Origin of the sequence: Ruegeria sp. YS9 (assembly GCF_024628725.1) — a bacterium.
GTDB classification, from domain to species: Bacteria; Pseudomonadota; Alphaproteobacteria; order Rhodobacterales; family Rhodobacteraceae; genus Ruegeria; species Ruegeria atlantica_C.
Genome location: NZ_CP102409.1, coordinates 157,759 through 171,400, shown reverse-complemented (window position 1 = coordinate 171,400; position 13,642 = coordinate 157,759). Strand labels below are relative to the sequence as shown.

Below are 13,642 nucleotides of genomic sequence, written 5' to 3'. Positions count from 1 at the left end.
GTTTCAACTCCTTTGCACTCTGCGCTCAGGAGGATGGAATGCCACTTGAAGTTCTACTGGCGCTGGTCGTCGGCGGCATAGCTGGCGTCACCCTGTTATTGCATCTCAACGGCAGGTCGCAGCAGGTGACGCTGACGCCCGACACTGCACGATCACAATGGGCACGTCACTTTCCGGACGATGATGTGGTCGATGTCACGGTTTCCCATGATGGCCACGCCGCGGTGGTGCGCACCAGTACCGGCAATGGGTTGCTTTGGTCCTTCGGGGCCGACACTGTGGCCCGGCATCTGCTGGACTATGATCTTCTGGATCATCCGGAAGGCTTTGAGATTCTGTTTCACGAATTCTCGGTGCCCAAAACACTCATCCGACTGGACGAATTCGAACGCCATCACTGGCGTGACCTGATGGAGCCCGCATGACAGACCAAATTAGTTTTCCCGATGCGGTACAATGGGCCGTTCCTTTTTTCATCGCAGCAATTCTGGCCGAGTTTCTGTGGATCGCAGTCAAAGGCAAAGGCGGGCGCTATGAAACACGCGATGCGGTGACCTCTTTGATCATGGGCGCCGGAAACATCGCGTCGGGCTTTTTGCTGGGCTTTATCGCCTATGCGTTTTTCATGTGGCTGTGGCAAATCACGCCGATGAACCTGGGCACGTCAATTCCGGTTATCATCCTGTGCTTTGTCCTGGATGATCTGCGGTATTACTGGGTCCATCGCTTTGGCCATCGCATCCGCTGGGTCTGGGCCAGTCACGTAAACCATCACAGCTCACAGCACTACAACCTGACGACCGCGCTGCGGCAGACCTGGACCTATACGTTCACTTTCATGATGGTCGTCCGCGCTCCACTGATCCTGCTTGGGTTCCATCCGGCAATGGTTTTGTTCGTCGGCGGCCTCAATCTGATCTATCAGTTCTGGATTCACACCGAAGCCATCGGCAAGATGCCCCGCTGGTTCGAGGCGGTAATGAACACGCCCAGTCACCACCGCGCCCATCACGGCCGCAACGCGCGCTATCTGGATTGCAATTATGCCGGGGTGTTCATCATCTGGGACAAGCTGTTCGGCACCTTCGTCCCCGAGCAGGAGGACGACCGGGTGGACTATGGTCTGGTGCACAATATCGGCACCTTCAATCCCCTGCGGGTGGCCTTTCACGAATGGGTGGCCATCTGGCGCGACGCGACCCAGCCGGGCCTGACCCTGAAACAGCGGCTGGCCTACTGCTTTGCCCCACCGGGGTACAGCCACGATGGCAGCCGGGATAATTCGGAACAGATCAAGGCCAAGCATCTGGCGCGCCATCCGGAAGATCGCGGAACGCCAGGTTTTGAGCATCTGGACAAAAAACTGCCCAGCGGACAAGCAGAACAGGCCTGAAACGGCCGGCTGAACCCTGCTTGTGCCTTGAAACTCGGCCATTCAACGCCATATCGGTCGACAGGCGCCGTGTATTGAGTGAGCGAGGGTCGGTATGAATCGTTTGGCAACCATTTCAACCTTTTTCGGCCTGTTCGGCCTGTTGATGGCCATGCTCGCAGCCCTTGGGGGCGCCGTTTCAGCCCTGATCGCGCTGGGTTTTGCAATGATGGCCCTAGGTGCGATGGGCGCAATACTTGGCGCCGCAGCCTCTTTGGCGCGCGCTTGGCAATCCACCCGCTAAGCCCCGCGAGGCGGAAATTTTTCCGAACCCTTAACCGCAGATTCATCCCTTTGCCCCGAGACTGTGACCGGACACCTGTCCCGGACACATGGGAATCCGCGCTTATGGGAAACAAAAAACTGGCACATCTGCCTGAAGGGTCGGACAGCCCGTTGAATGCGGCAGTTTCGACACGGGATCGTTCGGTTGTGCAAATGGCAACCGATGCCGTGAAGCATAAGCAATGCAAACTGGCCTTTCAGCCGGTGATACAGGCGCACGCCCCGTACAGTGTCGCGTTTTACGAAGGGTTCATTCGGGTTCTGGACGAAACCGGCCGCGTCATCCCGGCCCGCGAATTCATGCCTCAGGTCGAAAACACGCCTATCGGCCGCGAACTCGACTGCGTGGCGCTGGAGCTTGGGCTGCGTACCTTGGCGAAGAACCCGGAAATACGCCTGTCGATCAACATGTCAGCCCGCTCGATCGGTTATTCCAACTGGTCGAGAATACTGGACAGGTTTCTGAAACGAGATGCCGGCTTGGGCGAACGGTTGATCCTCGAAATCTCCGAAAGCTCGGCCATGCAGGTACCTGAGCTGGTTGTCGATTTCATGGACCGATTGCAGGATCGTGGCATCGCCTTTGCGCTGGATGACTTTGGTGCCAGCAACTTCAGCTTCCGCCATTTTCGCGAGTTTCTGTTCGACGCAGCCAAAATCGATGGACAGTTCGTGCGGGGCATCAGCACCGACCCCGACAACCAGACATTGGTGCGGGCGCTGATCGCGGTGGCCCGTGAATTCGAAATTCTGGTCACGGCCGAATCGGTTGAAACGCAGGAGGATGCAGCGTTTTTGGTGGCAAGTGGCGTGGATTGCCTGCAAGGATTCTTGTATGGCGCACCCAGCGTCGCGGAACCCTGGAAACAGGAAAACAAATCAAAAACAGGAAGTTGATTGCCTGCTCATCGACATTTTCCCACCTTTTCCGACACTGAGACAAGCTGCCCGTTGCTGCATGTGCAGCGTTGCGCTATTGCAAGGGTACTTGAGCGGGGGATCACGGGGCGCTCTTGTTTCGAGAGGACACCTCTTGACCTGCGCCGTCAGAAATTCCGCTGGCCCATGACGGTAAAGGACTGATCATATGACCAACGTAGTAATCGCATCCGCCGCACGAACAGGTGTCGGCAGCTTCAGTGGTTCGTTTGCGAACACCCCTGCCCATGATCTGGGCGCTGCCGTCCTGGAAGCAGTTGTCGAGCGCGCCGGAGTGGAAAAAGGCGAAGTCAGCGAAACCATCATGGGTCAGGTTCTGACTGCCGCCCAGGGCCAGAATCCCGCGCGTCAGGCGCATATCAATGCCGGCCTGCCTCAGGAAAGCGCCGCATGGGGCATCAATCAGGTTTGTGGCTCGGGCCTGCGCGCCGTTGCTTTGGGCGCCCAGCATATTCAGCTGGGAGACGCGGAAATCGTCGCTGCTGGTGGTCAGGAAAACATGACCCTGTCACCCCACGCCGCCGCGCTGCGCGCCGGTCACAAGATGGGCGACATGAAATACATCGACACGATGATCCGCGATGGTCTTTGGGATGCTTTCAACGGCTATCACATGGGTCAGACTGCCGAGAATGTTGCAGAGAAATGGCAGATCAGCCGCGAAATGCAGGATGAATTCGCCGTCGCTTCGCAGAACAAAGCCGAAGCAGCCCAAAAGGCCGGCAAGTTCGCGGACGAAATCGTGCCCTTCACCATCAAGACCCGCAAGGGCGACATCGTGATGGACAAAGACGAATACATCCGTCATGGCGCGACCATGGAAGCCATGGCCAAACTGCGCCCGGCCTTCACCAAGGACGGTTCGGTCACCGCAGCCAACGCGTCGGGATTGAACGACGGTGCGGCCGCGACACTGCTGATGTCAGCCGAAAACGCCGAAAAGCGCGGAATCGAACCTCTTGCGCGCATCGCGTCCTATGCGACCGCCGGTCTGGACCCGTCGATCATGGGCGTCGGCCCGATCTATGCATCGCGCAAAGCGCTGGAAAAAGCAGGCTGGTCGGTTGACGATCTGGACCTGGTCGAAGCCAACGAAGCCTTTGCCGCACAGGCCTGCGCCGTGAACAAGGATATGGGCTGGGATCCGTCGATCGTGAACGTAAACGGCGGCGCCATTGCCATCGGCCACCCGATCGGTGCTTCGGGGTGCCGTGTTTTGAACACCCTGCTGTTCGAAATGAAGCGACGCGATGCGAAAAAGGGTCTGGCCACCTTGTGCATCGGCGGCGGCATGGGCGTTGCCCTGTGTGTGGAGCGCGACTAAGCGCTTTGACAATCAAATAGAAATAGGCGCCCAGTTGGGCGCCTTTTTTGTTACATTGAGGTTCTAACCCTTGGATGCGACGATATTGCCGCCTGGAAACCAAGATTCACGACGAAACAATATTGCGCACGATCATCTCTCAGAGTAACAGCATTACCAAGACGACTAAAATTGAAGGAGTCATAAATGGCACGAACAGCTCTCGTAACCGGCGGTTCCCGCGGCATTGGCGCAGCAATTTCCAAGGCGCTCAAAGCCGAAGGGTATAACGTTGCGGCCACCTATGCGGGGAATGACGAAGCCGCTGCAAAATTCACCGAAGAAACCGGGATCAAGACCTACAAGTGGAACGTCGCGGATTACGACGAATCCAAAGCGGGCATCGAACAGGTCGAAGCCGAAGTTGGCCCCATCGATGTGGTCGTCGCCAATGCAGGCATCACCCGCGATGCTCCGTTCCACAAAATGACCCCCGACCAGTGGAAGGACGTGATCGACACCAACCTGACCGGTGTGTTCAACACCGTACACCCCATCTGGCCCGGCATGCGCGAGCGCAAGTTCGGCCGTGTCATCGTCATCAGCTCGATCAACGGTCAGAAAGGCCAATTCGCTCAGGTGAACTATGCTGCGACCAAGGCCGGCGACCTGGGCATCGTGAAATCTTTGGCGCAGGAAGGCGCGCGGGCGGGCATCACTGCCAACGCGATCTGCCCCGGCTATATTGCAACCGAAATGGTCATGGCTGTGCCCGAGAAGGTGCGCGAGTCCATCATTAGCCAGATCCCGGCCGGCCGCTTGGGTGAGCCAGAGGAAATCGCGCGCTGCGTGGTCTTCCTGGCATCGGACGATTCGCAGTTCATCAACGGTTCGACGATCTCGGCCAACGGTGCGCAATTCTTCGTCTGATCCAGACTTGTGAACAAAAAACGGGCCGGTCCCTTTGGGCCGGCCCTTTCTGATCCCGTAAGAACGCGCGCGCTGCGATCAGCGGGAACCGAATATCCACCCCCAAAACTGCCAGACCACCCGGCTGCGCTCTTGATGGGCACGCAGGATCGCCATCTGGGCGGCGGGATTTGTCGTCATCTCGATCATGGCAGTCTCCTTTTTCAAATCAGTTTTATTTGACCTGATGTGAATATGAGGGTTACGAATGAAAGCGACAAACGAGCTTTCTTGGATCTTCAGTTAAGATTTACTTCACTATGAGTGACTATCTTCCTCCGCTGACCGCGTTGCGTGCTTTTGACGCCGCGGCCCGGCACATGTCTTTTGCGAAGGCGGCGGAAGAGCTGCATGTGACACCAGCTGCCCTGTCCTTTCAGATCAAGTCGCTTGAAGAACACCTTGGACGTCCGCTGTTCCGCCGCCTGAACCGCGCCGTAGAACTGACCGAGGCGGGCCGTGCCCTTGCGCCCGGTGCGGCAGAAGGGTTTGCCACCCTGCAATCCGCGTGGCGCGCAGTGCGCAGACAGGAAGATGACACAAGCCTGACCGTCACCGCGGGCCCTGCTTTGACCGCCAAGTGGCTGGCGCCGCGGCTCTATGAATTTGCCCGGGCGCATCCCGAGATCGATCTGAAATTCTCGGCCACGCTACGCAACATGGATCTGGAGCGGGACGATGTGGATGTCGCCATCCGGTTCGGGAATTCAGCCGATGACGGGCTGTATTCCGTTCCCGTCAGAAAGGAATGGCTGACCCCTGTCATGACCCCGGAGTTGGCGGAACAATTCACCACACCGGGCAGCCTTGAAGCGGCCCCGCTGATCCATGACGATTCGATCAGTTTTCTGACCCCGCCCTGCGATTGGCCCGCTTGGTTCCGTGCCGTGGGAATGGATTTTACCCCGACCCATGGCGCGCATTTTTCCAATGCAGATCACGCGATTGATGCCGCTGTTGCCGGTGTCGGCGTGGCACTGGGGCGACGCGCCATGATTCTCAAGGACCTGACCGAAGGCCGCCTGGTTGCACCGTTCAAGGTGGCCCTGGAAACACAAGGCCGGTTCCGGTTTCTTTGCCTGCCGGGGGCCGAAAAGAAACCTCAGATCGCAGCGTTTCGCGATTGGTTCCTGACCGAGATTGAAAAAACCGCGCATATATCGGATGAGTTCAAAATCATACCGATTGAAGAGGTTTCCCACCCATGACCAAAATGCGCGCAACGGCCATCGGTTTCGTGGCTGTCTTGCTATGGGCCTTGCTGGCGTTGTTCACCGTCGGGTCGGCGCCTACGCCGCCCCTGCTGCTGAACACGATCTGCTTTTCGATTGGCGGTGCGCTTGGGCTTGTCTGGGCGATGGTGACAGGTGGTCTGAGCGATCTGAAGCGAGTTCCCTGGACGACCTACCTGTTTGGCGCATTGGGCCTGTTTGGCTATCACGCGCTGTATTTTTCGGCCTTGCGCATGGCACCGGCTGCCGAGGCCGGGCTGATCGCTTATCTCTGGCCTCTGCTCATTGTGCTTCTGTCGGGGCTGCTGCCGGGTGAACATCTGCGTATTGGCCACCTGATCGGGGCCTGCCTTGGATTTGCAGGTGCCGCTGTGATCATCGCCGGAGGCGGCGGTGCGGGCTTTCAGGCCCAATACCTGCCCGGATATGCACTGGCCTTGCTGTGCGCACTGACATGGTCGGGCTATTCCGTTCTATCACGCAGATTGGAGGGCACGCCGACCAGTTCCGTCGCAATTTTCTGCCTTGCGGCTGCGCTCGCCTCGGGTTTGCTGCATCTGGCGGTGGAAGACACTGTACTGCCCGATACGGCACTGGGCTGGGCGTCGGTGCTGGCACTCGGCCTTGGGCCCGTCGGGCTGGCGTTCTACGTCTGGGACATAGGCGTCAAGCAAGGCGACATACAAATCCTCGGAACCTCATCCTATGCGGCCCCGTTGTTGTCGACCCTAGCTTTGGTGGTGGCCGGGATCGCCGCCCCATCCTGGGGGCTTGCGATCGCGGCCTTCCTGATCACCGGCGGAGCCTTGATAGCGGCCCGCGCCAGCCTGAAAACTTAAGCAGACAGGCGTTCGATCTCTTCTTTCAGCTTGAGCTTCTGTTTTTTCAGCTGAGCAATATGGAGATCATCGATACCTGGCGAGCGTTGGGCTTCTTCCACTTCCAGACCGAGAGATTCGTGCTTTTTCTTCAGTTCCGTCAGATGTGCGCTCACGCTCATTGCGATCCTCCTTGTTTATGTGTCTGTATGTCACGTAAGAATTTGACCACATCGTTTCCACCCTGTCACGCTGCAGACGCACAGAATCTGTAACAAATCCGACAAATTCGGCTGGTCATTGCCGATGGCACAAGTTCCGAGGCAACGGAGCGGCCTGTCGAAGCACGGCAGAGACCGCCTCGGTATAGCTGTCACCGTCCTTTTCGTGGCGCTCACCGGCGTGCAGAATCAAAGGCGCATGCAGACGAAATGCCGCGCGTCCCCCTTTGCGGGCGCTCAGGATGACCAGCTCGGCCTGGCGGCCCGCCCGCGCGCTGAGCGGCAGCACCTCGATTGAACCCAGTTTCCCCTCACATGCCGTCAGCATATCGGGAAGACGGTCGGCTTTCTGTATCATGTGCAGGAACCCCCGAGGGGCAAGGCGTTTGGCCGCAACAGTGATCCAGTCGATCAGCGGCGTATCTTCGCCCAGGGCAATGCTCCGCCCTGTGTCGCTGGCGGGGCTATGCGCCCCTGCACGGTAATAGGGCGGGTTCGCGATAACGTGATCAAAGTGACGCTGTCGGAGGTCATCAGGCAAAGCGTTCAGGTCAGCCTCGATCACGTCCAGATCACAGCCGTTGATTTCCGAGTTGCGGCGGGCCAGATCCGCATAGGCTGGTTGCAATTCGATCCCAACCAATTGCAGCCCCGGTACCCGCGCGGACAGGCACAGAATGGCGGCCCCCGCGCCACACCCCAGTTCCAGCACGGTTTGCCCGGCCTTTGCAGGGACGGATGCGGCAAGCAGAACAGGGTCTACCCCGGCGCGGTAACCTGACGCAGGTTGCAGCAATCGCACCCGACCACCAAGGAAATCGTTGCACGTCAATTCATTGTCGTCGAAGCGCATCATCGGCCCAGCGGGATCTCGTTGTCGCGCATCACACGCTCGGCCCGGGTCAGGTCTTCGGACCGAACCATCAGACGTCGGGGGAATATTCCGATACCACCTTCGAGGATGCTCATATTTACGTCCATCTGAAAGCAGTCTATATCCTCGCCCTCAAGGAGAGCGGATGCAAAGGCCAGGATCGTCGGATCGGTACTGCGCAACAGTTCTTTCATGGGGATGGATGTAAGGGCAAGGCGAGGCGAAAGTCGAGCCTTGTATCAGGAGTGTGATGACCGTCGACATGATCTCAAAACCGCATGAGCGTCTCGCTGAAATTCTGGCGGGTGAGATGGAGGCCGTGAACGGGCTGATCCGCACGCGGATGGCGTCGGACCATGCGCCACGTATCCCCGAAGTGACGCAGCACCTGGTCGAAGCCGGTGGAAAACGCCTGCGCCCGATGCTGACACTGGCCGCAGCACGCCTGTTTGGCTATTCCGGCGACCACCATGTGCGCCTTGCGGCGACGGTCGAGTTCATCCACACCGCCACCCTGCTGCATGACGACGTCGTGGATGAAAGCGCACAGCGACGGGGCCGCCCGACCGCCAATCTGCTGTGGGACAACAAATCCAGTGTTCTGGTTGGCGACTACCTGTTTTCACGCAGTTTCCAATTGATGGTGGAAACGGGCTCGCTTCGGGTTCTGGATATCCTGGCCAATGCCTCTGCAACCATTGCCGAAGGCGAAGTGCTGCAAATGACGGCCGCAACCGATCTGCGTACGGATGAAAGCGTTTATCTTCAGGTCGTGCGCGGCAAGACGGCGGCCTTGTTTTCTGCCGCGACCGAAGTGGGCGGCGTGATCGCAGGCGCCTCGGAAGAGCAGGTCAAAGCGCTTTTCGCCTATGGCGATTCCCTGGGGATCGCGTTCCAGATTGCCGATGACCTGCTGGATTATCAGGGCGACAGCAAAGCGACCGGGAAGAATGTTGGCGATGACTTCCGTGAACGGAAACTGACCCTGCCCGTCATCAAAGCCGTGGCGCAGTCCACGCCGGAAGAACGCGCCTTCTGGGAGCGCACGATCGAAAAAGGCCGCCAACAGGACGGGGATCTGGATCAGGCGCTGGGTCTGATGAACAAATACGCCACGCTGGAAGAAACCCGGCAAGACGCCTTGGGTTGGGCAAACAAGGCCAAAGCCGCTTTGGATGTATTGCCTGACCACGAAATTCGCGGTCTGCTACGCGAATTGGCCGATTACGTGGTTTCACGTCTCAATTGAGCTGCGTGGCGCGGCACCACCAATCAGGATGGGCTGCGCCGACCTCATAGGCGGCAAAATGCGCGTCTTTCATAGTCGGATACAGCGCAAAACAGGTTGATCCTGACCCTGACATGCGCACCACGAGCGCGCGATTGGTCATCTTCAACTCGTCCAACACCTGTTCAATCTCGGGTGCGACGTTCATGGCGGGCAGTTCCAGATCGTTGCGTTGATTGCGCAGCCACTGGGCGCACTCATCGGCATTGTCAAACTCAGGCGTGATTTCAGGCATTGGCGGATTGTCTCTGATCGCCAGCGCGTTGAAAACGGCACCGGTGGGCACCAGTGCATTCGGGTTGACCAAAAGGGCGGGCAGGTGCGGAAGGTTCACCGCCGTCAAACGATCACCAATGTCCTGCATTCTGATTGCCCGGCCTTCCAGGCAGACGGGGACATCCGCCCCCAATGACAACGGCAGGCCCTGCGGGAGGTCGTAGCCCTGATCTGCCAGGGCCCCAAGCGTGGCCGCAGCATCAGACGACCCTCCACCAATGCCCGCCCCATGGGGCAAGGACTTGGTCAGTCGGATATGACCGGTCCAACCGACAGCTTCTGCCGCCCTCCAGACCAGATTTCGGCGGTCCGTGGGGACTCCGTCGGCAAACTCGCCGCGCACGTCCATGGACAACTCGGGGCCGGGGCTGAATGTCAGCCGATCACCCAGATCGGCGAATACAACCAGCGAATCCAACAGGTGATAGCCGTCGTCTCGACGGCCGGTTACATGAAGGGTCAGGTTGATCTTGGCGGGCGCAAACGCCTTAATTTCCATTGGCGACTTTCAATGGCTCCGAACCTTCTTCGGCCAGAACGGCATCCAGCCCCACTTCGATCTTGCGCCGGATCCGATCCGGGTCGGCTTCGCCGTCCGTGTCTTCCGGATCGATAAAGGACAGGGCGCGACGCCACTGGAACTCGGCCTCGCGCGCGCGCCCTACAGCCCAATAGACGTCACCCAGATGATCGTTGACCACCGGATCCACCGGCATCAGCTCAACTGCACGTTCCATATGTTCGACGGCCTCGTCGTAACGCCCCAGACGGAACAGAACCCAGCCCAGACTGTCCACGATATAGCCACTGTCCGGACGCGCAGCTACGGCGCGCTCGATCATGTCCAATGCTTCGTCCAGCTTTTCCTTGCGCTCTACCAGCGAATACCCCAGGTAATTCAGAACCTGGGGCTGATCCGGGTTCAGCTCCAGCGCCCGGCGGAAATCAGCTTCGGCCTGATCCCAGTGCTTCAACCTTTCATGGCTGATTCCTCGCGCGTAATGCAGGAACCAATTCCCACCCGCCGCGCTGTCCGTCAGGGCGATCGCAGTGTCATAAGAGGCCACGGCAGCGGCATAGTTTTCCTGTCGGCGCTGCAAGTCTGCCAAAGCGACATGCACGCCCGGAAAATCAGGGTCCTGCGCAGCCAGGTTTTGCAACACCTCGACGGCCGCATCGGTTTTTCCCGAACGGTCCAGAACTTCGGCCCGGCCCAATTCGGCCGCATGGTGATCGTTGCTGTCCGCCGGGACCAGGCGGTACGCTTCAACCGCCAAATCATATTGCTGCAAGTTATCCAGCAGGTCCGCACTCAGCAAAATGGCATCCACATGATCGGGGCGCAGGAAACTGGCCAGGCGTGCGTAAAGCAGAACGTAATCGGGCGAAGCTTCGCTGTTCAACGCGGCACCGACGGTGAAAAAAATCTCGGCCATGCCGTCCTGAGCGGATCGGACATGAGTGAACGGCAATGTTTCACCCGCCGCCAACTGTTTCAAATACGCCTCGATGGTCGGGTCACTGCCCGCCACAAAAACATTGTCCAGAAACTGAATGGCGTCTTCGTTGCGATCCAGCTGTGACAGAATCTCGGTGCGGGCCAAGGCGGCACGACGAGAGAACCGGGCAACCGTTTCATCATTGTCCGCAAGTATCGCCTCGGCGCCTTCGAAATCACCGATAGACGCCAAAGCCATCGCCTTGTGGTAAAGCGCGAATTCCCTGAGACCATCCTGTGTGGCGACGGAATCGAACTGTTCCATCGCTTTCGTCATCTCACCCTGTCCCAGATGGGCCCAGGCGATCATCAGGCCGTCAACAAGGGGGCCAACTCCCTGTGTTTCAGGGTCACGGGCCAGCAGGTCGTCAAATTTCCCATCGGCGATCAGATTGGCCGAAATCACCATACGCGCAGCCTGACTGGGCAGGTTGGCTTCTTCGATCTGCTGGGCGATCGGCAGCGCGTGCGCCACTTCCCCCAAAGCGATGCGCGCGACGACAACACTTTCCTGCAACAGCGCATTTTGGGGATCAAACCTGAGGGCCTGAGCGTAGTACCTTTCAGCGGCAGAATAGTCGTTTTCGTAAATCGCCTGCCGCCCGGCCAGATATGACCCGGCACCCGTTTCCGAATAGGCCGGAACTGCGACCGACGACATGAACAGCACGGACAAAGCCGCGCGACGAACCAGGGAAAACACCGAAATCCTGCCTTGCTATCGTTGACTGAGGGGTAAGCTAGGGCTTCGGCAGGCAAGAGGCAATGGCAGAGCCTTCACAGCGCCGCCATTGCCCGTTTTTTGCTTACATGTTCGGATAGTTTGGACCGTCGCCGCCCTGCGGTGTGGTCCAGGTGATGTTCTGGCTGGGATCCTTGATGTCGCAGGTTTTGCAATGAACGCAGTTCTGGAAGTTGATGACGAATCGCGGACCGCTCTCATCCTCGACCACTTCATACACACCGGCCGGGCAATACCGCTGCGCCGGCTCATCGTATTTCGGCAGGTTGACCTTCACGGGGATTTCCGGATCGGCCAGACGCAGGTGGCAGGGCTGGCTTTCCTCGTGGTTCGTCGCTGCGAACGAGACATTCGTCAGACGATCGAAGGACAGCGTTCCATCCGGCTTTGGGTAATCGATTGGCTGGTGCTTGCTGGCATCCTCGGTCGATTCCGCGTCGTTCTTGCCGTGACCCAGCGTGCCGAACAGCGAAAAGCCAAACGTGTTGGTCCACATGTCCAGACCACCCAACATCAGGCTGGCGGTCAGGCCCCACTTCGACCACATCGGCTTGACATTGCGAACCTTTTTCAGGTCGGAACCAATCGCGCCATTGCGAACTTCGGTCTCGTAAACCGTCAGTTCATCGCCCGAACGCTCGGCCTTGATGGCGTCATAAGCAGCCTCGGCCGCAGCTTTGCCCGACAGCATCGCGTTGTGGTTGCCTTTGATGCGCGGCACGTTGACCATGCCCGCCGAACAGCCCAACAGCGCCACGCCCGGAGCAACCAGTTTTGGCATCGACTGATAGCCGCCTTCCGTAATCGCGCGGGCGCCGTAGGCCACGCGCTTGCCGCCTTTCAGCAGATCGGCCACCATCGGGTGGTGCTTGAACCGCTGGAACTCCATATAGGGGTACAGGTGCGGGTTCTTGTAGTTCAGGTGAACCACGAATCCGACGTAAACCTGATTGTTTTCAAGGTGATAAATGAAGGACCCGCCGCCAGCGTTGCTGCCCAACGGCCAGCCCATCGTGTGCGTCACGCTGCCTTCCTTGTGCTTGGCAGGGTCGATCTCCCAGATCTCTTTCATGCCGACACCGTATTTCTGCGGCTCTTTGCCGGCAGACAGATCGTATTTGGCAATCACTTCCTTGGACAGCGACCCACGGACACCTTCCGACAGGAAGACATATTTGCCGTGCAGCTCCATCCCCGGTTCGGTGTTGGGGCCATAGGAACCGTCTGGTTCCAGACCGAAGACACCGGCAACCACGCCTTTGACTTCGCCATTTTCGCCATAGACCATTTCCGAGCACGCCATGCCCGGGAAGATCTCGACACCCAGTTCTTCGGCCTGTTCCGCCATCCAGCGGCAGACATTGCCCATCGAAACGATGTAGTTGCCATGGTTGTGCATCAGGGGCGGCATCGGGAAGTTCGGGATACGGACCTGACCCGCCTCACCCAGCATGTAGAACTTGTCGTCTTTCACGGGCACATTCAGCGGCGCGCCTTTTTCCTTCCAGTCCGGTATCAGAGCATCCAGACCACAGGGGTCGAGAACCGCGCCTGACAGGATATGCGCGCCAACCTCCGAACCTTTTTCCAGAACCACTACGTTCAGGTCGGCATCCAGCTGTTTCAGACGGATGGCCGCAGACAGGCCCGCAGGACCTGCACCCACGATCACCACGTCGTATTCCATCGCTTCGCGTTCAATCTCGGCCATCGCGGGCTCCTTAGCTAACTTTCCGAATTGGCGCTGTCACCGCATGATCTGCGC

15 protein-coding genes are annotated in these 13,642 nt (G+C 58.7%); 9 read left to right on the top strand and 6 right to left on the bottom strand.

The annotated features are described in order from the left end of the window. Window positions 1–38 precede the first annotated feature (38 nt). The 8 genes from NOR97_RS00860 (at window position 39) to NOR97_RS00825 (ending at window position 6,999) form a co-directional block, all read left to right on the top strand. Window positions 39–425, top strand: a complete 387-nt coding sequence (locus tag NOR97_RS00860; protein WP_170346336.1) for a hypothetical protein — start codon at window positions 39–41, stop codon at window positions 423–425. Then, window positions 422–1,393: a sterol desaturase family protein gene (locus tag NOR97_RS00855; RefSeq protein WP_257599938.1), complete on the top strand. Its 972-nt coding sequence runs from the start codon at window positions 422–424 to the stop codon at window positions 1,391–1,393. Before NOR97_RS00860 ends, NOR97_RS00855 begins: the two co-directional genes overlap by 4 nt. A gap of 94 nt (window positions 1,394–1,487) precedes the next feature. Further along, window positions 1,488–1,676, top strand: a complete 189-nt coding sequence (locus NOR97_RS00850; protein ID WP_170346334.1) for a hypothetical protein — start codon at window positions 1,488–1,490, stop codon at window positions 1,674–1,676. 104 nt (window positions 1,677–1,780) lie between these two features. Then, complete coding sequence (locus NOR97_RS00845; RefSeq protein ID WP_257599937.1) at window positions 1,781–2,614, top strand: EAL domain-containing protein; 834 nt, start codon at window positions 1,781–1,783, stop codon at window positions 2,612–2,614. Window positions 2,615–2,804: 190 nt separating this feature from the next. Then, complete coding sequence (locus tag NOR97_RS00840; protein WP_170346332.1) at window positions 2,805–3,980, top strand: acetyl-CoA C-acetyltransferase; 1,176 nt, start codon at window positions 2,805–2,807, stop codon at window positions 3,978–3,980. Between the two features lie 186 nt (window positions 3,981–4,166). Further along, on the top strand, window positions 4,167–4,889 hold the full coding sequence (gene phbB / locus NOR97_RS00835; RefSeq protein ID WP_170346331.1) for an acetoacetyl-CoA reductase: 723 nt from the start codon (window positions 4,167–4,169) through the stop codon (window positions 4,887–4,889). Between the two features lie 299 nt (window positions 4,890–5,188). Beyond that, window positions 5,189–6,136, top strand: a complete 948-nt coding sequence (locus NOR97_RS00830; RefSeq protein WP_170346330.1) for a transcriptional regulator GcvA — start codon at window positions 5,189–5,191, stop codon at window positions 6,134–6,136. Beyond that, window positions 6,133–6,999, top strand: coding sequence for a DMT family transporter (locus NOR97_RS00825; protein WP_257599936.1), 867 nt, complete (start codon window positions 6,133–6,135; stop codon window positions 6,997–6,999). The genes NOR97_RS00830 and NOR97_RS00825 overlap by 4 nt, the downstream gene beginning before the upstream one ends. Here the strand turns inward: NOR97_RS00825 and NOR97_RS00820 are convergent. The 3 genes from NOR97_RS00820 to NOR97_RS00810 all read right to left on the bottom strand — a co-directional run bounded on the left by NOR97_RS00820 (window position 6,996) and on the right by NOR97_RS00810 (window position 8,267). Continuing rightward, the gene (locus NOR97_RS00820; RefSeq protein WP_170346328.1) at window positions 6,996–7,160 is read right to left on the bottom strand and encodes a YdcH family protein; all 165 of its coding nucleotides are present in this window, start codon (window positions 7,158–7,160) and stop codon (window positions 6,996–6,998) included. The genes NOR97_RS00825 and NOR97_RS00820 overlap by 4 nt on opposite strands. Before the next feature lie 115 nt (window positions 7,161–7,275). Then, the gene (locus NOR97_RS00815) at window positions 7,276–8,055 is read right to left on the bottom strand and encodes a tRNA1(Val) (adenine(37)-N6)-methyltransferase (protein WP_257599935.1); all 780 of its coding nucleotides are present in this window, start codon (window positions 8,053–8,055) and stop codon (window positions 7,276–7,278) included. Then, window positions 8,052–8,267: a DUF2007 domain-containing protein gene (locus NOR97_RS00810; RefSeq protein ID WP_152456800.1), complete on the bottom strand. Its 216-nt coding sequence runs from the start codon at window positions 8,265–8,267 to the stop codon at window positions 8,052–8,054. The genes NOR97_RS00815 and NOR97_RS00810 overlap by 4 nt, the downstream gene beginning before the upstream one ends. A gap of 56 nt (window positions 8,268–8,323) precedes the next feature. On the opposite strand from NOR97_RS00810, the gene NOR97_RS00805 reads away from it, so the two are divergent. Continuing rightward, window positions 8,324–9,322 (top strand): polyprenyl synthetase family protein, encoded by a 999-nt coding sequence (locus NOR97_RS00805; protein WP_257599934.1) that lies wholly within the window; start codon window positions 8,324–8,326, stop codon window positions 9,320–9,322. On the opposite strand, the gene NOR97_RS00800 is transcribed toward NOR97_RS00805, so the two are convergent. The 3 genes from NOR97_RS00800 to NOR97_RS00790 form a co-directional block, all read right to left on the bottom strand. Next, a complete protein-coding gene (locus tag NOR97_RS00800; RefSeq protein WP_257599933.1) occupies window positions 9,315–10,136 on the bottom strand; it encodes a 4-(cytidine 5'-diphospho)-2-C-methyl-D-erythritol kinase in 822 nt (273 codons plus the stop codon). The two genes, NOR97_RS00805 and NOR97_RS00800, sit on opposite strands and share 8 nt — an antisense overlap. Continuing rightward, on the bottom strand, window positions 10,126–11,796 hold the full coding sequence (locus NOR97_RS00795) for a tetratricopeptide repeat protein (RefSeq protein WP_257600816.1): 1,671 nt from the start codon (window positions 11,794–11,796) through the stop codon (window positions 10,126–10,128). Before NOR97_RS00795 ends, NOR97_RS00800 begins: the two co-directional genes overlap by 11 nt. 145 nt (window positions 11,797–11,941) lie before the next feature. Then, window positions 11,942–13,588 carry an electron transfer flavoprotein-ubiquinone oxidoreductase gene (locus NOR97_RS00790; protein WP_257599932.1) on the bottom strand — a complete coding sequence of 549 codons (1,647 nt, stop codon included), beginning with the start codon at window positions 13,586–13,588 and terminating at the stop codon, window positions 11,942–11,944. Window positions 13,589–13,642 lie beyond the last annotated feature (54 nt).